Annotated in this window: 20 protein-coding genes; 9 read left to right on the forward strand and 11 right to left on the reverse strand. The window is 58.6% G+C overall.

What is annotated here, in order from left to right:
• Positions 1–9: 9 nt before the first annotated feature.
• Both clpA and gloB read right to left on the reverse strand, forming a co-directional pair.
• The gene (gene clpA / locus ACEWPJ_RS04255; RefSeq protein ID WP_416511149.1) at positions 10–2,331 is read right to left on the reverse strand and encodes an ATP-dependent Clp protease ATP-binding subunit ClpA; all 2,322 of its coding nucleotides are present in this window, start codon (positions 2,329–2,331) and stop codon (positions 10–12) included.
• A gap of 175 nt (positions 2,332–2,506) precedes the next feature.
• Complete coding sequence (gene gloB, locus ACEWPJ_RS04260) at positions 2,507–3,274, reverse strand: hydroxyacylglutathione hydrolase (RefSeq protein ID WP_416511151.1); 768 nt, start codon at positions 3,272–3,274, stop codon at positions 2,507–2,509.
• Positions 3,275–3,353: 79 nt separating this feature from the next.
• On the opposite strand from gloB, the gene ACEWPJ_RS04265 reads away from it, so the two are divergent.
• From ACEWPJ_RS04265 to ACEWPJ_RS04300, 8 genes are all read left to right on the forward strand, one after another.
• The gene (locus ACEWPJ_RS04265) at positions 3,354–4,019 is read left to right on the forward strand and encodes a DUF938 domain-containing protein (RefSeq protein WP_416511152.1); all 666 of its coding nucleotides are present in this window, start codon (positions 3,354–3,356) and stop codon (positions 4,017–4,019) included.
• Positions 4,020–4,066: 47 nt separating this feature from the next.
• The gene (locus ACEWPJ_RS04270; RefSeq protein ID WP_416511154.1) at positions 4,067–4,813 is read left to right on the forward strand and encodes a hypothetical protein; all 747 of its coding nucleotides are present in this window, start codon (positions 4,067–4,069) and stop codon (positions 4,811–4,813) included.
• A 291-nt stretch (positions 4,814–5,104) separates the two neighbouring features.
• Positions 5,105–5,665: a F0F1 ATP synthase subunit delta gene (locus ACEWPJ_RS04275; protein ID WP_416513001.1), complete on the forward strand. Its 561-nt coding sequence runs from the start codon at positions 5,105–5,107 to the stop codon at positions 5,663–5,665.
• On the forward strand, positions 5,665–7,203 hold the full coding sequence (atpA, locus tag ACEWPJ_RS04280) for a F0F1 ATP synthase subunit alpha (protein WP_416511156.1): 1,539 nt from the start codon (positions 5,665–5,667) through the stop codon (positions 7,201–7,203). Before ACEWPJ_RS04275 ends, atpA begins: the two co-directional genes overlap by 1 nt.
• A gap of 12 nt (positions 7,204–7,215) precedes the next feature.
• The gene (locus ACEWPJ_RS04285) at positions 7,216–8,094 is read left to right on the forward strand and encodes a F0F1 ATP synthase subunit gamma (protein ID WP_416511158.1); all 879 of its coding nucleotides are present in this window, start codon (positions 7,216–7,218) and stop codon (positions 8,092–8,094) included.
• A 21-nt stretch (positions 8,095–8,115) separates the two neighbouring features.
• Positions 8,116–9,540, forward strand: coding sequence for a F0F1 ATP synthase subunit beta (gene atpD / locus ACEWPJ_RS04290; RefSeq protein WP_416511159.1), 1,425 nt, complete (start codon positions 8,116–8,118; stop codon positions 9,538–9,540).
• A 60-nt stretch (positions 9,541–9,600) separates the two neighbouring features.
• Complete coding sequence (locus ACEWPJ_RS04295) at positions 9,601–10,038, forward strand: F0F1 ATP synthase subunit epsilon (RefSeq protein WP_416511161.1); 438 nt, start codon at positions 9,601–9,603, stop codon at positions 10,036–10,038.
• Positions 10,039–10,131: 93 nt separating this feature from the next.
• Positions 10,132–10,485 carry an H-type lectin domain-containing protein gene (locus ACEWPJ_RS04300; protein ID WP_416511163.1) on the forward strand — a complete coding sequence of 118 codons (354 nt, stop codon included), beginning with the start codon at positions 10,132–10,134 and terminating at the stop codon, positions 10,483–10,485.
• On the opposite strand, the gene ACEWPJ_RS04305 is transcribed toward ACEWPJ_RS04300, so the two are convergent.
• The 3 genes from ACEWPJ_RS04305 to ACEWPJ_RS04315 all read right to left on the reverse strand — a co-directional run bounded on the left by ACEWPJ_RS04305 (position 10,486) and on the right by ACEWPJ_RS04315 (position 13,310).
• Complete coding sequence (locus ACEWPJ_RS04305; RefSeq protein ID WP_416511164.1) at positions 10,486–11,082, reverse strand: HD domain-containing protein; 597 nt, start codon at positions 11,080–11,082, stop codon at positions 10,486–10,488. It lies immediately after the preceding gene.
• Positions 11,079–12,221, reverse strand: coding sequence for a gamma-butyrobetaine dioxygenase (locus ACEWPJ_RS04310; protein WP_416511166.1), 1,143 nt, complete (start codon positions 12,219–12,221; stop codon positions 11,079–11,081). The genes ACEWPJ_RS04305 and ACEWPJ_RS04310 overlap by 4 nt, the downstream gene beginning before the upstream one ends.
• Before the next feature lie 72 nt (positions 12,222–12,293).
• Positions 12,294–13,310, reverse strand: a complete 1,017-nt coding sequence (locus tag ACEWPJ_RS04315; RefSeq protein WP_416511168.1) for a ribose-phosphate pyrophosphokinase — start codon at positions 13,308–13,310, stop codon at positions 12,294–12,296.
• 107 nt (positions 13,311–13,417) lie between these two features.
• On the opposite strand from ACEWPJ_RS04315, the gene ACEWPJ_RS04320 reads away from it, so the two are divergent.
• Positions 13,418–14,017, forward strand: a complete 600-nt coding sequence (locus ACEWPJ_RS04320) for a 2-hydroxychromene-2-carboxylate isomerase (RefSeq protein ID WP_416511170.1) — start codon at positions 13,418–13,420, stop codon at positions 14,015–14,017.
• A gap of 4 nt (positions 14,018–14,021) precedes the next feature.
• Here ACEWPJ_RS04320 and ACEWPJ_RS04325 read toward each other — a convergent pair whose 3' ends face one another.
• From ACEWPJ_RS04325 to ACEWPJ_RS04350, 6 genes are all read right to left on the reverse strand, one after another.
• Complete coding sequence (locus ACEWPJ_RS04325) at positions 14,022–15,074, reverse strand: threonine aldolase family protein (protein WP_416511172.1); 1,053 nt, start codon at positions 15,072–15,074, stop codon at positions 14,022–14,024.
• Positions 15,074–15,547, reverse strand: coding sequence for a YcgN family cysteine cluster protein (locus ACEWPJ_RS04330; RefSeq protein WP_416511173.1), 474 nt, complete (start codon positions 15,545–15,547; stop codon positions 15,074–15,076). The genes ACEWPJ_RS04325 and ACEWPJ_RS04330 overlap by 1 nt, the downstream gene beginning before the upstream one ends.
• Positions 15,540–16,478 (reverse strand): bifunctional riboflavin kinase/FAD synthetase, encoded by a 939-nt coding sequence (locus ACEWPJ_RS04335; protein ID WP_416511174.1) that lies wholly within the window; start codon positions 16,476–16,478, stop codon positions 15,540–15,542. Before ACEWPJ_RS04335 ends, ACEWPJ_RS04330 begins: the two co-directional genes overlap by 8 nt.
• A gap of 39 nt (positions 16,479–16,517) precedes the next feature.
• On the reverse strand, positions 16,518–16,961 hold the full coding sequence (locus tag ACEWPJ_RS04340) for a MaoC family dehydratase (RefSeq protein WP_416511176.1): 444 nt from the start codon (positions 16,959–16,961) through the stop codon (positions 16,518–16,520).
• A gap of 135 nt (positions 16,962–17,096) precedes the next feature.
• Entirely contained in the window at positions 17,097–17,972 is an 876-nt protein-coding gene (locus tag ACEWPJ_RS04345; protein ID WP_416511178.1) for a TIGR01459 family HAD-type hydrolase, read from the reverse strand.
• Between the two features lie 53 nt (positions 17,973–18,025).
• Positions 18,026–18,946 (reverse strand): manganese-dependent inorganic pyrophosphatase, encoded by a 921-nt coding sequence (locus ACEWPJ_RS04350; RefSeq protein ID WP_416511180.1) that lies wholly within the window; start codon positions 18,944–18,946, stop codon positions 18,026–18,028.
• Positions 18,947–19,005 lie beyond the last annotated feature (59 nt).

Raw genomic sequence — 19,005 nt, forward strand, 5'->3', positions numbered from 1 at the left:
AACCGCGATTTAGTCAGCCGTCAACAAGCGCGGAGACTTACCGGACAGCCGACGCTTCTCAGGCTCCTCAATCGTCAGCTCAAGCGCGTTGTTCTTGACGCCGACCTTGACCAGACCACCTTTGGCGAGCTTGCCGAACAGCAATTCCTCGGCCAGCGGTTTCTTGATGTGTTCCTGAATAACGCGGCCCAACGGGCGGGCGCCCATCTTGTCGTCGTAACCCTTTTCTGCCAGCCATTCGGCGGCCGGACGGGTCAGTTCGATGGTCACGCCGCGATCCAGCAGCTGCGCTTCAAGTTGCAGCACGAACTTCTCAACGACCTGTAGGATCACCTCCAACCCAAGGGGTGCGAAGCTGACGACCGCATCAAGACGGTTACGGAACTCCGGCGTGAATGTCCGTTCGATTGCGGCCGTGTCTTCACCCTCGCGACGGTCGCGGCCAAAGCCGATCGCCTCTTTCGCTTGCTCCATCGCGCCTGCGTTCGATGTCATGATCAGGATCACGTTGCGGAAATCGACCGTGCGACCGTTGTGGTCGGTTAGTTGGCCGTGGTCCATGACTTGCAGCAGGATGTTGTAGACATCCGGATGCGCCTTTTCGATTTCATCCAGCAGCAAAACGCAATGCGGGTGCTGGTCAACGCTATCGGTCAGCATGCCGCCTTGGTCAAAACCGACATAGCCCGGAGGCGCACCAATCAGACGGGAAACCGCGTGCTTCTCCATATATTCCGACATGTCGAAGCGCAGCAGTTCGACGCCAAGCGTGTCGGCGAGCTGTTTTGCCACCTCGGTCTTGCCGACGCCAGTTGGTCCCGCGAACAGGTAGTTGCCGATGGGTTTTTCAGGTTCGCGCAACCCGGCCCGCGCCAGTTTGATGGCAGAGGATAGGTTCTCGATTGCGCTGTCCTGACCGAACACGACCCGTTTCAGCGTCTGTTCAAGGTCGCGTAGCACTTCGGCATCGTCCTTGGAGACATTCTTCGGTGGGATGCGGGCGATCTTGGCGACGACGGCCTCAATCTCCTTCGTGCCGATGGTTTTGCGGCGTTTGCTTTCGATGATTAGGTGCTGAGCGGCGCCCGCTTCGTCGATCACATCAATCGCCTTGTCGGGCAGTTTCCGATCCGTGATGTAGCGTGCCGATAGCTCCACCGCCGTTTTAATCGCGTCAGAGGTATAGCGAATGTCGTGATGTTCCTCGAAATATGGCTTCAGCCCTTTCAGGATCTTGATCGTGTCCTCGACTGACGGTTCGTTCACGTCGATCTTCTGGAAACGCCGCGACAGCGCCCGGTCCTTTTCAAAATGCTGGCGGAACTCTTTATACGTCGTGGAGCCCATGCAGCGCAGTTTTCCGCCCTGAAGCGCCGGTTTCAGCAGGTTGCTGGCATCCATCGCACCGCCGGAGGTCGCCCCGGCACCGATCACGGTGTGAATTTCGTCGATGAACAAGACGGCGTCATCGTGATCTTCAAGCTCGGCCATGACGGCTTTCAGGCGCTCTTCGAAATCACCGCGATAGCGTGTGCCGGCCAACAGCGCACCCATATCGAGCGAGTAGATCGTCGCGCCGGCCAGAACGTCAGGCGTTTCGCCCTGCACGATCTTGCGAGCCAAGCCTTCGGCGATGGCGGTTTTACCAACGCCCGGATCGCCCACCAGCAGCGGGTTATTCTTGCGACGACGGCAGAGCACTTGAACGCAACGCTCAACCTCATGCTCTCGCCCGATCAGCGGATCGACCTCGCCTTTCACGGCTTTCGCGTTGAGGTCGACGCAATATTTGGACAGCGCGCTTTCCTTGCCGTCTTCCTCATCAGCGACTTGGGCGTTTTCATCAAACTCCGGCGCACCGGAAACTGGGCGGGCCTCGCCAAAGGTCGGATCTTTCGCCACGCCATGCGCTATGAAGTTGACTGCGTCGTAGCGGGTCATGTCCTGTTCTTGCAGGAAGTAGGCGGCGTTCGATTCCCGTTCGGCAAAGATCGCGACCAGCACGTTTGCACCAGTAACTTCGGTCCGGCCAGAGGATTGCACGTGGATCGCGGCCCGCTGGATCACGCGTTGGAAGGCGGCGGTCGGAACCGCTTCGGAGCCTTCGACATCGGTAATCAGCGTAGACAGATCGTCATCGACGAAATCCTGCAGCGTCTTGCGTAACTCTTCCAGATTGACGTCACAGGCCTGCATGACCCGCGCGGCGTCCGGTTCGTCGATCAGCGCCAGAAGAAGGTGTTCAAGTGTCGCAAGCTCATGTCTTCGGGCATTGGCCAGCGCCAATGCGGAATGGATTGCCTGCTCGAGCGTATTTGAAAATGAAGGCACGGTTATGTGCTCCTCTCATTTGGCCGGGTGGGGGTGTACCCCTATCGACCGTGGCCTCTTAGTATTAAAGTTCGGTTGTGTTCCTGTCCGCTTCAAGACTTTTCTGTTCAAATCGGGTCACATTTCTTCCGAGTGACGCCGATTTTCCGACTTGACATAGCTATTTGGACAGGGGTCAAAAGTTGTCCTTCCGCTTTCTGATTTCCGCGAAAACCTCGACGTCAGACGCATTGGCCATGCCGATGGCGGATTTAACCTCCGGCAAATGCGCGCGCAGGAACGGGTTGGTTGCGGTTTCGGTGACTAAGGTTGATGGAACGGTCGCTATCCCGGCGGCGCGGTCAGCGTCAATCTGCGCTGCCCTTGATATAAGGTCCGCGTTGTCCGGTTCAATAGTCAGGGCAAAGCGGGCGTTGGCTTGCGTGTATTCATGGCCTGAGCAGATCAGCGTGTCGGCGGGCAGCGTGGAAAGCTTTGACAGGCTGCTCCACATCTGCGCTGGCGTGCCTTCAAACAGCCGCCCGCATCCCAGCGCCATCAGGCTGTCGGCTGTAAAGGCGGCGTTGGCATCTGGCATATGGAACGCGATATGCCCGACCGTATGGCCGGAGACATCCAGCACATGAATATCTGCGCCAGCGAATTCGATCACGTCGCCTTCGGACACTTCTTTGTCGAGCGACGGTAAGCGGTGCGCATCCGCAGCCGCACCTATGACCGTCGCGTCGAATGCATCCTGCAGCGCTGCCACTCCATCGATGTGATCGGCGTGGTGGTGGGTCAATAGAATCAGGTCCAACGTCCAGCCTTTATCCTGAAGCGCCCGCATGATCGGCCCGGCTTCGGGTGCATCGACCAGCGCAGTCTGCCCTGACACATCATTGTGGATGAGGAAGGCATAGTTGTCTGAAAGGCATGGGATTGTTTCTATCGTGAAAGACATATGCGGCGTCCTTTCCTGCTGCTAACCAAGTCTTGCTGAAACCTTGGGCAGGTGCAACATTGCCCCGAACGGAGAGGCCATGACCGGACGAAAACTCAGCCTGCCTGACAGTGCATTCCTTTCCGAAGGCGCTGCGGACGGCCGTCTTAGCGCCCCCTCGGCAGAGCGGAACTTTGCGCCGATCCGCGATTGTCTGGCGGAGTATGTGCCCGATAGCGGGCTGGCGCTTGAGATTGCGAGCGGAACGGGGCAGCACATTGCGGCCTTGGCGCGCGCGTTTCCGCAGTTGACGTGGCAGCCAAGCGATATCGACGAGGATCGATTGCAAAGCATCGCTGCGTGGCGGGCGGAGGCCGGGGCGAAGAACCTTTTGCCGCCAATCCTTCTGGATGCGAAGAAGCCGTGGGCGGACGGACCCGAGAATGTTGCCCTGATTTACGTCGTCAACCTGTTCCATCTTATCAGTGAAGCCGACGCGCGGGCGATTCTGACGAATATGCATAACGCGCTGAAACCTGAGGGGCAGGCCTTCATCTATGGGCCATTCAAGCGCCACGGCCACTATCAAAGCACTGGCGATGAGGCGTTTGACGCCACCTTGCAGGGGCAAGACCCGTCGATTGGCTACAAGGATGTTGGCTGGATGCGCGACTGCCTCGCCGAAATTGGTCTGGGTTTTGTCGCGCAACACGAGATGCCGGCAAATAACCTTGTCCTTGTCGCAAAGCGGTTGTCGCAATCCTGATGTTTGGGCTTAGATATAAGCGAACGCCGAAAGCTGAGGGGCGATGAATGCACCTTGATGTGCTGGATCTGAGGACGTTTTACTATCGCAGCACGCTGGGCCGTGCGGCGCAAAAAGCCGTCCGTGATCAGATGACGGCGCTGTGGCCCGAAGCGAAGGGGCAGACCGTTGCGGGTTTCGGGTTCGCGATACCGCTGCTCAGGCCGTATCTGACCGACGCGCGCCGCGTCATCGGGTTGATGCCGGGCGCGCAGGGCGTGATGCCGTGGCCTGCCGGGATGCCGAATATCACGACGCTGTGCGAAGAAACGCTGTGGCCCATTGCGACGGGGTCGGTCGATAAGTTGATCCTGCTGCACGGTCTCGAAACCAGCGACCAGCAAAGTGCGCTTTTGGAAGAATGCTGGCGGGTCATGGGGCCCGGTGGTCGGGCGATGTTCATTGTGCCGAACCGCGCGGGTTTGTGGGCGAGGGGGGACAAGACTCCGTTCGGCTATGGCCGTCCCTATTCCTTGTCGCAGTTGGAAAGCCAGCTAAAGGCACATGGGTTCGTGCCTGAACGCCACGTTGCCGCGCTGTTTGCGCCGCCATCGCAGCGGCGGTTCTGGCTTCGGACGAGCCAGTTTTGGGAAAAGACCGGGCGCAAGGTGTCGGGCCATCTGGCGGGCGGCGTTCTGTTGGTTGAGGTGTCAAAGCAGGTCTTCGCACCGACCCGTCCCGGCCTGCCTGAACGGGTGCGCCGCCCACTGCGGGTTCTCGAAGGGATGACCCAACCAGAGGTCAAACCGATCTGATACAGCCTGGAACAGCGCTATCCGATTTCCACAAGAATCGCCGCAACCGCAGGGATTCCTGATGTTTTCCGGCAGAAATTTCTGGCGCAATACGTCGCACCTAGGCTAAGCCCTTATAAATTAGGTGCTCTGCCACATCATTAATCGAACCAAATGCAGTTGATAGGCGGGAAAGCGTCTGTTACACCCACGCCGATTTTGGTGCTTATCAACCGTAAGCGCTGCCAAGCCGCTCAGCCAGCCGTCATACGACGCGCTTGGTGCAGAGCAAGAGACATCGGAAGGGTGGACGTGTCTGAATCAGCTTCGACCTCATCCGGCATTGCATCGCGCTATGCCACGGCCATTTTTGATCTGGCCAAAGAAAACAAGAATCTGAAAATGCTGGAGAGCGATATCGATGCGCTTTCGTCTGCCCTTGAGGGCAGCGAGGATTTCTCGTCGCTGATTTTGTCGCCGATCTACTCCCGCGATGAACAAGGCACAGCCGTTGCCGCGATTGCCAAAAAAATGGACGTGTCGGACATGCTGGGCAATGCGCTTGGCCTGATGGCGTCCAAGCGGCGCCTGTTCGTGCTGCCGCAACTGCTGAACGAACTGCGTGACCTGATTGCCGACGAAAAAGGCGAAATCACCGCAGACGTGACCGCAGCAAAGGCGCTGACCAAGGCGCAGTCCGATGCGCTTGCCAAGACGCTCAAGGCGACTGTCGGCAAAGACGTGAAAATTAATTCGACCGTTGATGAAAAGCTCATCGGCGGTCTTGTCGTTAAAGTTGGCTCGAAGATGATCGATACCTCGATCCGCTCCAAGCTCAACTCCCTTCAGAATTCAATGAAAGAGGTCGGATAATGGGAATCCAGGCAGCCGAAATCTCTGCGATCCTTAAAGAGCAGATCAAGAACTTCGGTCAGGAAGCGGAGGTCGCAGAAGTCGGCCGCGTGCTGAGCGTCGGTGACGGTATTGCGCGGGTCTATGGCCTCGACAACGTCCAAGCGGGCGAGATGGTCGAATTCCCCGGTGGCATCCGGGGCATGGCGCTGAACCTTGAAAGCGACAACGTCGGTATCGTGATCTTCGGCTCTGACCGGGACATCAAGGAAGGCGACACCGTCAAGCGGACGAACGCCATTGTGGACGTTCCTGTTGGTGACGAACTGCTGGGCCGCGTTGTTGACGGCCTTGGCAACCCGATTGATGGCAAAGGCCCGATCAAGACGACGAAGCGTTCGGTTGCGGATGTGAAGGCACCGGGCATCATCCCGCGTAAATCGGTGCATGAACCGATGGCAACCGGTCTGAAATCCGTCGACGCCATGATCCCGATTGGTCGTGGGCAGCGTGAACTTATCATTGGCGACCGCCAGACCGGCAAGACGGCCGTGGCGCTCGACACAATCCTGAACCAGAAGGTCTACAACGACGCTGCTGGCGACGACGAAAGCAAGAAACTCTACTGCGTCTACGTCGCAGTTGGTCAAAAGCGTTCGACCGTTGCGCAGCTTGTGAAGAAGCTGGAAGAAACCGGAGCGATTGATTACTCGATCATCGTCGCCGCAACCGCGTCCGATCCGGCGCCTATGCAGTTCCTTGCACCTTATGCTGCGACTTCGATGGCGGAACATTTCCGTGACAACGGCCGCCACGCGCTGATCGTATACGATGACCTGTCCAAACAGGCTGTGTCGTATCGTCAGATGTCGCTGCTGCTGCGCCGTCCGCCGGGGCGTGAAGCCTATCCGGGCGACGTCTTCTACCTCCACTCCCGCCTGCTTGAGCGTTCCGCGAAGCTGAACGAAGATCACGGCGCAGGGTCGCTTACCGCGCTGCCGATCATTGAAACCCAAGGTGGTGACGTTTCAGCGTTTATTCCGACCAACGTGATTTCGATCACCGACGGCCAGATCTTCCTAGAAACGGAATTGTTCTACCAAGGTATCCGTCCTGCTGTGAACACCGGTCTGTCGGTGTCGCGGGTTGGCTCCTCCGCACAAACGGATGCGATGAAATCAGTCGCAGGCCCGGTCAAGCTTGAGCTTGCGCAGTATCGTGAGATGGCGGCGTTTGCGCAGTTTGGCTCTGACCTTGATGCGGCGACGCAAAAGCTGCTGAACCGCGGTGCGCGCTTGACGGAACTGATGAAGCAGCCGCAGTATTCGCCGCTGACCAACGCAGAGATTGTTTGCGTGATCTACGCGGGGACGCATGGCTACCTTGATGGTGTCGATGTCAAACAGGTAGGCCACTTCGAAGAAGGCTTGTTGAATCACCTGCGCCAGAAACACCGTGATCTTCTGGATGACATCACCAAGAACGACCGCAAGGTCAAAGGTGATCTGGAAGACAAGATCAAGTCTGCTATCGACGAATTCGCCGCTGATTTCGCTTAAGGGGACGAGGCAATGCCAAGTCTGAAGGACCTGAAAAACAGGATCGAAAGCGTTAAATCAACGCGGAAGATCACAAAGGCGATGCAGATGGTCGCGGCGGCAAAGCTCCGCCGTGCCCAAGACGCTGCCGAAGCCGGTCGGCCCTACGCCGAACGGATGAGCGCTGTTCTTGGCGGTCTGGCCGCGTCTGTCGGGGATTCTGATAGCGCGCCGCGGCTTTTGTCGGGGACCGGCTCTGACCAGACCCATCTATTGGTGGTTATGACGGCAGAACGCGGTCTGTGTGGCGGCTTCAACGCGAACATTGCAAAGCTTGCGAAGCAGCGGGCGGATGATCTGCTTGCTGACGGCAAGACCGTCAAAATCCTGACCGTTGGCAAGAAAGGTCGCGACTCCATGAAGCGTGACTATGGTGAGTATTTCATCGGCCACGTTGATCTGACCGAAGTGAAGCGTGTCAGCTATGAAGACGCCAGCGGAATCGCAAAGGACGTTCTGTCCCGTTTTGACGATGGCGAGTTCGACGTTGCGACGATCTTCTATTCGCGGTTTGAAAACGTCGTCAGCCAGATCCCGACCGCCCAGCAGGTCATCCCGGCAAGCTTTGATGCACCCGAGGAAGATCAGGCGGCCAGCACGATCTACGACTACGAACCCAGCGAAGAAGGCATCCTTGCCGATCTGCTTCCGCGTGGTGTGGCAACGCAAATCTTTGCGGCGCTGCTTGAAAACGGCGCGTCTGAGCAGGGCGCGCGGATGTCCGCGATGGACAACGCGACACGCAACGCGGGCGAGATGATCGACAAGCTGACGATCGAATTCAACCGCTCCCGTCAGGCTGTCATCACCAACGAGCTTATTGAGATCATTTCGGGCGCGGAAGCGCTCTAAGAAAGAACCGGAGAAAACGACATGGCAAACGCTAAAGGCAAAGTGACCCAGGTCATCGGCGCCGTTGTGGACGTGCAGTTTGAGGATCACCTGCCTGAGATTCTGAACGCTTTGACCACCGATAACAATGGCAAGAAACTGGTTCTGGAAGTCGCCCAGCACCTTGGTGAAAACACTGTTCGGACCATCGCCATGGACGCGACAGAGGGCCTCGTCCGCGGCGTCGAAGTGGTTGACACCGGTGCGCCGATCTCTGTGCCTGTGGGCAACTCTACGCTCGGTCGCATTTTGAACGTCATCGGTGAGCCGATCGACGAAAAGGGCGACGTGAAGGCGGATGAGCATCGCCCGATCCACCAGCCCGCACCGGACTTCGCTGAACAGGCGACGGAATCCGAAGTGCTCGTAACCGGCATCAAGGTTGTTGACCTTCTTGCGCCTTACGCTAAGGGCGGAAAAATCGGCCTCTTCGGGGGTGCGGGTGTTGGTAAGACAGTTCTCATCATGGAACTGATCAACAACATCGCCAAAGTGCACTCCGGTTTCTCGGTGTTTGCGGGCGTGGGCGAACGGACGCGGGAAGGCAACGACCTTTACCACGAGATGATCGAATCCGGCGTTATCGTTCCGGATAACCTCGCCGACTCCAAAGTTGCGCTGGTCTACGGCCAGATGAACGAACCTCCTGGAGCGCGGATGCGTGTGGCTCTGTCCGGTCTGACACTGGCCGAGCAGTTCCGCGACCAGTCCGGGACCGACGTTCTGTTCTTTGTCGACAACATTTTCCGCTTTACGCAGGCGGGTTCCGAGGTGTCCGCACTTCTGGGTCGTATTCCTTCTGCTGTGGGCTACCAACCGACGCTGGCAACCGACATGGGTGCGCTGCAAGAACGTATTACGTCAACCAAGGCCGGGTCCATCACATCGGTTCAGGCGATCTACGTGCCTGCGGATGACCTTACCGACCCTGCACCGGCAACATCGTTTGCGCACCTTGATGCGACGACCGTTCTGTCGCGTGCGATTTCCGAACTCGGCATCTATCCGGCTGTTGACCCGCTCGACTCCACGTCGCGTTTGATGGACCGCTCGATCGTTGGTGACGAACACTACGAAGTCGCCAGTGCCGTTCAGGAAACGCTTCAGCGCTACAAGTCGCTTCAGGACATTATCGCCATTCTCGGGATGGACGAACTGTCGGAAGAGGACAAGCTGACCGTGGCCCGCGCCCGGAAAATCCAGCGTTTCCTCAGCCAGCCGTTTGACGTGGCGAAGGTCTTTACCGGTTCTGACGGTGTTCAGGTGCCGCTGGAAGAAACCATCAAATCGTTCAAGGCGGTTGTGGCCGGCGAGTACGACCACCTGCCGGAAGGCGCGTTCTACATGGTTGGCGGCATCGAAGACGTCGTCGCCAAAGCCGAGAAGATGGCCGCCGAAGCAGCCTGATGAATATCGCGCGGAGGGGCGGAGTATCATCCGCCCCAATCCGCCCGAAAGGAGGGCCTGATGGCCGATACGATGCAATTTGATCTGGTCTCCCCCGAGAAAAAGCTGATGTCGGGCGAAATCCGTCAGGTTCAGCTGCCGGGTGCCGAAGGCAATCTGACGGCGATGCCGGATCACGCGCCGCTGATCACCACGCTGCGCCCCGGTGTTATTCGGATCGAAGGCGGTGAGGGTGAAAACGAATATGTCGTCACCGGCGGCTTTGCCGAAATCAGCGCCGAAGGTGTGACGGTTCTGGCCGAACGTGCGGTTGCCAAAGGTGACATGACGCAGGAACATTTCGACACAATCGTCGAAGAGTTCCGGCAGGCGCACGCGAAGGCGAAAGAAGTGTTCCAAAACGAACCGGGTCCGGTCGACGATGCGGCGAAGCTGCTTTCCGACATGGTGGCGATGGGTGACGAAATCGGATTGTCGAGCAAGCAAGCCTCGCTCTGATCCGTTGGCATTTACGATCAAAAAGTCCCGCCTTGGCGGGGCTTTTTCGTTTAAGGCGCCGATTTATTTTTCTGCCGTAGGTAGGGTAACGCGATGAAATTCCTGCAAAATCATCTGATTGGGATCGATCAGGGCGAACACGTCCTGTTCTCCGATTTTGAGGATGGCGGCGAGATGTGGACAGGCAAAGGCCCCCGCGCGTCCCGCAAAGCTGTGGCGTTTTCCAAGCCCTTCGCCTCACCGCCCACTGTTCAAATTGGGATGACGATGTGGGACACCGACCGCCTGACCAACATGCGGGCCGACATTCAGGCCGACGACATCACAGAAACCGGGTTTACTATCGTCTTTCGTACATGGGGCGACAGCCGGGTTGCCCGCATCCGCGCAAGCTGGCTCGCCATCGGAGAGCTGGACCACGAAGACGAAAGCTGGAAGCTGTACTAGTTAGGCCGCGCCTGCCGCTTGCCGTGACACGATCCGTTCCAATACCGGGGCGTAGTGCCAGAAATCGGGCGTCGTCACGGTCGGGTCTTTGCCTTCATCGTCCCAATATCTGACCTGAACAATCGCGTCGATGTTTGGGTTCTTGGCGAACTCTGCGACTTCCTCAGCGCTCATCGGACCGCCTTGCAGGCCGAGCGTATGGACGGAGGCGTCCGACAGTCTGTCGAAATAGTCCGGGTCGGTGGCGCAAAGGTAGCGTTTCGCGGCGACGTGGTGGCGCACGCAATCGGTCACGGCGCTGGGGAAGAAACGGTCGAGAACCGCCGCGCCAGCCTCGTCATGGTGGTTGTCGATGCCCTGCTCCAGCGCGTCATCCGGGAATTCGTTAGTGTAGTGCCCGATATCGTGCAGAAGAGCCGCGGCGATCAGATCATCCCCGGCGCCCGCCTGTTCGGCAAGCTGGGCGCCTTGCAACATGTGCTGGGACATCGTGACGTCTTCGCCGACGTAACTGTCCGCCCCTCGTCGTTCAAAGATGTCGCCAATGAACGCCACGATATTATCGGCGGTAAGGGTGTTGAAATCCGGTTTGTTCATGCGGCTGCCCCTTCGGTTTCAAGCGCGGCGAGGGTCGAAAGCAGCCCGTCCTTGTCTGCGTAGCACCCTTGCAGCCAGCGCGATCCTTCGCCGGAGTATCCCTTGCGCGCGTGCAGTACCCGCGTGTTATCGACGATGAAGCTGTCACCGGGCGAGAGCTTGAAGCTGACCTCCATCCCCTGATCATCGACCAGTTCACCAAACCGACGATACGCGGCGTAGTAGCTTTCCATATCCTCATAAGGCACATCAGTGATCGCAGCTGCAGAGCGGTTGTTGAACCGGATACCGACCAGTTCCCCATCCGGCGCGAGTTCGATCAACGGGCGACGCGATCGCAGGCGCACACCTTGGCTGCCAGCATATTCGAACCGGGCGCAGTGGCCAGACAAGAGGGAAAATCCGTGCGGGTCTTCTTCACGCAGCCGTTCCGCGACACGGAATCCATCGACAACCATGTTGTCACCACCCTCGGCGGAATTTTCGAGGCAGTAGAGGATCTGAAGCGTCGGAACCGGATCGCGATAGGGATTGTCCGTATGGGCCTGAAGGCCAAGCCCGGTATAGGCGAGGTTTGTCGGGTTCACCTCGGTCCGCACCTCGAAGAACTTGCCGTAGTTGGTTTCGCGGACATACCCGAAGGTCGCCGCGACATCGAGCAGCGCGCCGCTTTCAGTAGGGCCACCGGTCAGCTTGGCGAAGCCGAAACGCCGGATCGCCGCCAGCCAATCGCGGCGGGTTTCCGGGTTGGTCTTGATCCCGTCAAATCCTGCGCTTGGCACGTGGTCGTTCAAATCAGCGTCCCACGTTTCGACCTTCGCATTCGTCCAGCCAAACGCAATCCGGTGGTGGGGGTGGTCGTAGGTGTGGCGTTGAAGCCATTGGATGTCATACGAAATCTCGCGGTCTTCTGGCATGAACCGCAGGCGGAGCGTTTTCCCGTCGACCTGTGCTGCTTCAATCCGTGTCTCCGCCGGTATGTCGGAAAGAGAGATCAGCCGCTGCCCGTTCCCCGGATCACGGGTTTCCGTGTCCCAGGCGTTGTCGCGCAGCCAGATCGTATGAAACCGTATCGGGGGTTGGTCCGCCGGCCGCAGCGCAATGGTGCGGCCGTCTTCGATGATCTCGGCGGTGAACATGGCTGATCCTCCTCACTGACCTTAGTTGTCGAAGGGTCAGAGGATTCGCAGAAATTGGCAAGCCGGAAGATATCAGTCGAGCGTATACATACCGTCATAGATCGGCACGAGCGTTTCGTGATCGAACAGCGAAGACACCGACGTTCCGTGCCAGATGTTCAGGATCGCCTGTGCAAACATCGGGGCTGTCGGAACGATGCGGATATTCTTTGCGCCTTTCACAGCATCGGTCGGTTCAATCGAATCCGTGATGACGAGCGATTTCATGACGGAGTTCGTAATCCGCTCAACCGCCGGGCCGGACAGAACGCCGTGCGTGATGTAGCTGTGAACTTCTTTCGCGCCGCTTTCCATCAGGACTTCGGCAGCTTTGCAAAGCGTTCCGGCGGTATCGCAGATGTCGTCCACGATGATGCATTTCTTACCGCTGACATCGCCGATCACCGTCATCTCGGCGACTTCGCCGGCCTTTTCGCGACGCTTGTCGACGATCGACAGGGGGCAGCCGATCCGCTGCGCCAGTTCGCGTGCGCGGGCAACGCCGCCAACGTCGGGGGAAACCACCATCACATCGGACACATCCTTGAAGTGGTGCTTGATATCCAAGGCGAAGATCGGTGAGGCGTAGAGGTTATCCACCGGCAGGTCGAAGAACCCTTGGATCTGCGCGGCGTGCAGGTCCATCGTCAGAACCCGCTCGATCCCGGCCTCGGCAACTAGGTTGGCCACCAATTTGGCCGAAATCGGCGTGCGCGCCTTGGTCCGGCGATCCTGCCGGGCGTAGCCAAAATAGGGGATCACCGCTGTGATGCGCGATGCCGAAGACCGGCGCAGTGCATCGGAGATAATCAGCAATTCCATCAAGTTATCGTTGGCCGGGTTCGATGTCGGCTGGATGATAAACATGTCCTCGCCGCGGACATTCTCGAACACTTCGACAAAGATTTCTTGGTCGTTGAACCGTTCAACCCGCGCATCGACCAGACCGATATTCGTTCCCCGATGCATCGACATTCGGCGTGCAACAGCGCGGGCGAGTGTCTGGTTCGCATTACCGGAGATCAGCTTCGGTTCTTGGCTCTGGGGCATTGGCAGGGTTCCTGAGTGGCAGCTCGCGTGTGACGGAATCGTGACGTTGACACCGCTTACCACCCAGCTACGGTCTTGCAAAGTATCGTGCGCAGGGAGGATGCCAGATGGCCCACATAGATTACTATTTTGCGACAATTTCGCCCTACACCTACCTTGCCGGACAGCGGCTGGAAGAGATTGCGGAGAAGCATGGCGCGACGATCACCTATAAGCCGTTCGATATCGTCACGTTATTTGGGCGCACCGGGGGTGTGCCGCCAAAGGATCGGCACCCATCTCGGCAGGAATACCGTTTGATGGATTTGAAACGCCAGGCCGCCAAGGTGGGCCTGCCCTTGAATCCACAACCGTCGCACTGGCCGACCAATCCGGCCCCGTCCTCCTACGCGATCATCGCGGCGCAGTCGGCGGGTGGCGGCGACCTTGGCAAGCTTGTTCATTCAATCACGACGGCCTGTTGGGCAGACGAAAAAGACATCGCACAAGACGACGTGATCCGCGCCTGTCTGGATGGCGCGGGCTTTGACCCGGAGCTTGCCAATAGCGGTCTGCTGAGCGGCGCGGAGACCTACGCAACGAATTTGGAGGACGCGGTAAACGCGGGTGTCTTTGGTGCGCCGTTCTATATCACGGATCAAGACGACCGGTTCTGGGGACAGGATCGGCTGGAAGACCTTGATCTGACGTTGTCGGGAAAGCTCTGACCGGTCAGGCGGCGCGCACGGCGGATAGGAACGACTCTACCGTGTCGTCGGTCATCGACCAGTCGCAGACCAGCCGCGCGGCCAGCAGTTCTTCGGGGTCATCGCCTGTCAGGCTACCGCTCCACATATGATAGCAGGCGCCTTGGTCATGTAGGCGTTGGTGGATTTGGCGGGCAAAGCGGGGGAACAGCATGTTCGCCTCCGGTTCGTGCAGAAAGCTAAAGCTATCCGTCTGCTTCAGGCCGCGTGCCAATTGGCCGCCCGCGCGGTTCGCATCCTTCGCCATGTCGAGCCACAGCCCGTCTTCAAGGTAGGCCGAGAATTGTGCTGACAGATAGCGATGCTTTGAAAACAGATGCGCACCCCGCTTACGACGCAGCTCAAACTCCCACGCGTGGCGGGGGTCGAAGAAGATCACCGCCTCAACACCCATCAACCCGTTCTTGGTGCCGCCGAAGCTAAGCGCGTCGATACCGGCCCGCCAAGACATCTCAGCCGGGGAACAGCCCAGCGCCACGACCGCATTCGCAAACCGCGCGCCGTCCATGTGAACGGGCAGGTCGTAAGATTTCGCAATCGCCGTCAACGCCTTGATTTCGGCAAGAGAATAAAGCGTGCCACGCTCGGTTACCTGCGTAATCGAAACCGGGCCGCGCTGCGGGCCGTGCACGCCGCGGGTTTCTTCACCCTCGATTGCAGTCCGCAGCGCGTCGGGTGAAAATTTCGCATCCTCGCCGGGCAGAAGCGTCAATTTCGCTCCGCCCGTGTAGAACTCCGGCGCGTTGCATTCGTCTTCGTGGATATGCGCGTATTTGGAACAGAATACCGTCTGCCAAGGCTGCCCAAGCGTGGCAAGGATCAGCGAATTCGCCGCCGTCCCTGTCGCCGTCAGATAGACGGCCGCATCCGGCGCCTCGAACAATTCACGCACCTGATCGCGCACGCGGTCCATCAACTTGTCGGCCCCGTATGCCATTGCGTAGCCTTCGTTCGCGCGGGCGAGCGCGTCCATGACCTTGGGGTGGACCGGTCCCGAATTGTCAGACGCGAAATGCATCAGCAAGGCTCCTCAATCACGTGATCTTCCCATTCTTCTTCGGGAACTTCAAATTCCGGCACGGTCCAGCCCTGAACGGATTGCCCGGCGGCATGAACGCTGTCGGCAGAGCCTGAAATCAGCGGGTGCCAATCGTAAAGCGGCTTGCCTTCTTGCAGCAGGCGATAGGCGCAGGTTGCGGGCATGAAATAGGCAACGTCGGGCAGCGTTGTTGGCGTCAGCACGATACACTCGGGCACGAATTGCTTGCGGATGTCGTATTGGGCGCAGCGGCAGGTCGTGTCGTCCAGCAGGCGACAAGCGACGCGGGTGAAGGCGATCTCTCCGGTTTCTTCGTCTTCCAATTTGTTAAGGCAGCATTTGCCGCAGCCGTCGCACAGCGCTTCCCATTCTTTCTGGCTCAGCTTCTTCAGCGGAACCTTTTCCCAGAACTTGGGGCGCAGCCCGTTCCGGTCAATCGGATCGTCAGACATCGGCAAGGATCTTGCGGGCACGGTCACAATCTGCATCCATTTGCGTTATGAGGGCGTCGATAGTGTCAAACGTCGCCTCAGGCCGAAGGTATTCGACCAGAGCGACGGACAGGTGGGTGCTGTAAAGATCGCCTTGGAAATCAAACAGGTAGCTTTCGATGTTTGGAACGTTTTCGCCAAACATCGGGCGCACGCCAAGGCTTGCCGCGCCGTCATAGGTGCCCTGATGCGGGCCGGACATGACATCGACCTTCACGGCATAGACACCGAATTTCGGCGGGTGCAGATCGGCAATCGACATGTTTGCTGTCGGATAGCCAAGCTCCCGTCCGCGCTGATCGCCACGGATGACTTCGCCTTCGATCCGGTGCCAGTGACCCAGCATATGCGCCGCATCAGCAGGGCGCCCGTCGCTAAGCGCGTTGCGGATGTTGGTCGACGAAAACTGCCCCTTCGCGTCCGCGACGAGCGGGGCGATGGTGACGCCAAATCCGAACTCTTCCCCAAATGCGACAAGGTCCGCGGCGGTGCCTGTCCGCCCCTTGCCAAAGCAGAAATCCGCGCCGACAACGACGTGGCGCAGGCCAAGCTCCTTGTGGATCACGTCATGCGCAAACTCTCGTGCGGAATGGTCCGCGAGGGCCGCGCCGAAGTTCAGTTCATACAGCCGCTCAACCCCGATCTTTTCCAACCGGTTCGCGCGGGCCTCTGCGTTCATCAGGCGGAAGGGCGGGGCGTCGGGGGCAAAATACTGTCGCGGATGAGGTTCAAACGTCATGATCCCCAGCGGGCAGTTCAGCTTGCGGGCTTCTTCGCGGGCGATGTTGATGACAGCCTGATGGCCGCGATGGACACCGTCAAAATTACCAATCGCAACGCTCGCGCCGCGATCCGCATCTTCCATATAGTGGGTGTCCCGAATGATCCGCATGTCGTTGACCTAGCGGGGACGGGGGGAACGCGCAAGATGTCAGTCGAATTTCCGGCTTGGGGCCAGCACGACGGCCTCGCCCTTCAGAACCACCGTCTTGTCGACCGCGCAGTGGCAATCCATTTTTACACGGCGCTTGGCAAAGTCGATGTCGGTCACTTCAACTTCGGCATAGACCACATCACCGGGGCGAACCGGGGCCATGAATTTCAGCGTCTGGCCAAGATAGACCGTGCCGTGACCCGGCAGTTGTTCCCCGATCACTGCAGAGATCAGACCTGCCGTCAGCATCCCATGTGCGATGCGGCCAGCAAAGATCGTGTCCTGTGCATAGTCATCGTCCAGATGCACAGGATTGCGGTCGGTGGAGACTTCGGCAAACATCTCAATATCGCGATCTGTCACCTCTTTGCGAAGATGGCGACGCATGCCGATCTCAATATCTTCAATGCAGATCGTTCCGCGTGGCATATTATCAAGCATCCCGTCGCTCCGTCGCGATTATGTTGCGGTGCAGCATAGGGGAAAAATACGCCTGAAGCAAACCAGAAAGTAATAATCGTCCGATTGTCTACCGATTTAGGAAATTTTGTTGCGAGGCGGATTTTTGTCCTCGGATCAGCGCAGATATCCGATGGTGTAGGTCGGGGATAGCTGTGCATCTGCGAGAACCTGATCAAGGGCGTCGGGGTCCGGCTGCTTATCTGTCTTCGTTTCCTTAGCCGCCAAGCCACCAGAAATAAAAATGGAATCAAGGGCTTCGCCCGATGCGCCAAGGATATCGGTCGGCAACCCATCCCCAATACAAAGGATGCGACCATCAGGAACGTCGGCGCCAAGTGATAGCAGCCGACGCCGCGCGAGGTCATAGATCGGCGGGTGCGGTTTGCCGAAATAAAGGCTTTCGCCCCCCATTTCGGTATAAAGCCTCGCCAATGCGCCCGCGCACCATTCACGCCGCTCACCGCGATCAACGACGATATCGGGATTCGCGCAGAGCAGCTTTAGCCTTTTTTGCTTCGCATACAGGAACGCCGGCCGGTTGACGTCAGGATCGGCCATTGAATCAAACGGGCCGGTGCAGACGATGCCCTCAGCCTCATCCAGCGGGGCTTTTTGGATATCGACGGGGTCGTCCATGATCTTCAGCGGCTTGAAGAAGGTTTCGTCCTCGACCTCAGTGCCGATGAAATAGACCTTTTCGCCGACGACGCCCTGAAACATCGCCGCGCGCGCACTGTCGCCGGATGTGGCGATCGTGTCCCAGCTGTCGCGGGCAACACCGATCTGGTCAAGTTGCGCCGTCACCCCTTCGCGCGGTCGGGGCGAGTTGGTGAGCAGGACGACCTTGCCGCCCTTTGCGCGATAGTCCTGAAGCGCGCTGACCGCGTCGGCAAACGGCTCCACCCCGTTGTGGACGCATCCCCAAAGGTCAACGAATAGCGCATCATACCGGTCGGAAACCTCGGCGAGCGTGTTGATGATCTGGGTCATGCGATTCTCTCTCGGGGCGGAAAAGGGGCGCGGCCTGCGCCCCTTGCTGACGCTTAAAGCGCAAGGTTCGGAATGATCTGCTTCTTCCGACTGACAACACCCGGCAATACGACAGAGTCGCCCGATACGTCGGCAGAGAACGACTTTTCCGCCAGCGATTTCACTAGATCGTTCGGGACGAGCAGCGTGGCTTCTTCGTTCAGGATGTCCACGACGAAGAGCAACACCTGATCCACGCCGTCTTCCTGCGCGACGGCTGCCATGCTTTCGATCAGGCTGGCTTTGCGGTCAAGAACCGTGGCGGGGGAGGTTGTTTCAAGCACCGACACCCGGAATTTCGTGCCCGCAACTTCGTATTCCTTCGAGTCCATCCGCAGCAGTTCCGCATCCGAAAACGCCGATACGTCTGATTTCGCCTCAAACATCTCTGCCGCGTAGCTTGGGATATCGAGGCCGAGGGCCGAGGCGAGCGTTTCGGCAACGGCCTTGTCATGTGCCGTCGTGGTCGGGGAACGGAATTCAAGCGTGTCGGACAGGATGCAGCTTAGCATCAGCCCCTTGATTGGATCGGGCATCTGCACGGCGTCGTCGCCCATCAGGTCATACATAACCGTCGCAACGCAGGCGAGCGGGCGGATCGTGAAGGTGATTGGGGAGCGCGTCGTCAGGCCGCCGGCCAATAGGTGGTGGTCGATCACCTCAAGAACATCGGCATCGTTGATCGAGTCCGGCAACTCTGCGGGGTTGTTGGTGTCAACGATGATGACCTTGTCGTCGGCGGAGACATCCGAGATGATTTCTGGCTTATCAAAGCCCCACCGTTCGATAACAAAGGCGGCTTCGGTGTTCGGCTCACCCAGCAGTTTTGCCTCTGCCTTGGTGTTCTTGACCTCGTTCAGATACCACGCCCAGATCAGCGCGGAGCCGGTTGAATCGGTATCGGGGGCCTTGTGGCCGAAAACTTTGATTGTCATGCGTCTATCCATGGAAGGTGAATTTTGCGGGACTTATAGGAGGGTTCCGCAGGGATGTC

This window comes from Aliiroseovarius sp. YM-037 (assembly GCF_048060095.1).
Taxonomy (GTDB): Bacteria; Pseudomonadota; Alphaproteobacteria; order Rhodobacterales; family Rhodobacteraceae; genus JBLUOA01.

Bases quoted from the DNA above. Each gene is read 5' to 3' on its own strand.
- ACEWPJ_RS04285 (WP_416511158.1), top strand. From the start codon at position 7,216: ATGCCAAGTCTGAAGGACCTGAAAAACAGGATCGAAAGCGTTAAATCA.
- ACEWPJ_RS04310 (WP_416511166.1), bottom strand. From the start codon at position 12,221: ATGTTCACCGCCGAGATCATCGAAGACGGCCGCACCATTGCGCTGCGG.
- ACEWPJ_RS04320 (WP_416511170.1), top strand. From the start codon at position 13,418: ATGGCCCACATAGATTACTATTTTGCGACAATTTCGCCCTACACCTAC.
- atpD (WP_416511159.1), top strand. From the start codon at position 8,116: ATGGCAAACGCTAAAGGCAAAGTGACCCAGGTCATCGGCGCCGTTGTG.
- ACEWPJ_RS04305 (WP_416511164.1), bottom strand. From the start codon at position 11,082: ATGAACAAACCGGATTTCAACACCCTTACCGCCGATAATATCGTGGCG.
- ACEWPJ_RS04325 (WP_416511172.1), bottom strand. From the start codon at position 15,074: ATGCATTTCGCGTCTGACAATTCGGGACCGGTCCACCCCAAGGTCATG.
- ACEWPJ_RS04300 (WP_416511163.1), top strand. From the start codon at position 10,132: ATGAAATTCCTGCAAAATCATCTGATTGGGATCGATCAGGGCGAACAC.
- ACEWPJ_RS04295 (WP_416511161.1), top strand. From the start codon at position 9,601: ATGGCCGATACGATGCAATTTGATCTGGTCTCCCCCGAGAAAAAGCTG.
- ACEWPJ_RS04265 (WP_416511152.1), top strand. From the start codon at position 3,354: ATGACCGGACGAAAACTCAGCCTGCCTGACAGTGCATTCCTTTCCGAA.
- ACEWPJ_RS04315 (WP_416511168.1), bottom strand. From the start codon at position 13,310: ATGCCCCAGAGCCAAGAACCGAAGCTGATCTCCGGTAATGCGAACCAG.
- ACEWPJ_RS04350 (WP_416511180.1), bottom strand. From the start codon at position 18,946: ATGACAATCAAAGTTTTCGGCCACAAGGCCCCCGATACCGATTCAACC.
- ACEWPJ_RS04340 (WP_416511176.1), bottom strand. From the start codon at position 16,961: ATGCTTGATAATATGCCACGCGGAACGATCTGCATTGAAGATATTGAG.
- ACEWPJ_RS04330 (WP_416511173.1), bottom strand. From the start codon at position 15,547: ATGTCTGACGATCCGATTGACCGGAACGGGCTGCGCCCCAAGTTCTGG.
- ACEWPJ_RS04335 (WP_416511174.1), bottom strand. From the start codon at position 16,478: ATGCGGATCATTCGGGACACCCACTATATGGAAGATGCGGATCGCGGC.
- ACEWPJ_RS04345 (WP_416511178.1), bottom strand. From the start codon at position 17,972: ATGACCCAGATCATCAACACGCTCGCCGAGGTTTCCGACCGGTATGAT.
- atpA (WP_416511156.1), top strand. From the start codon at position 5,665: ATGGGAATCCAGGCAGCCGAAATCTCTGCGATCCTTAAAGAGCAGATC.
- ACEWPJ_RS04270 (WP_416511154.1), top strand. From the start codon at position 4,067: ATGCACCTTGATGTGCTGGATCTGAGGACGTTTTACTATCGCAGCACG.
- gloB (WP_416511151.1), bottom strand. From the start codon at position 3,274: ATGTCTTTCACGATAGAAACAATCCCATGCCTTTCAGACAACTATGCC.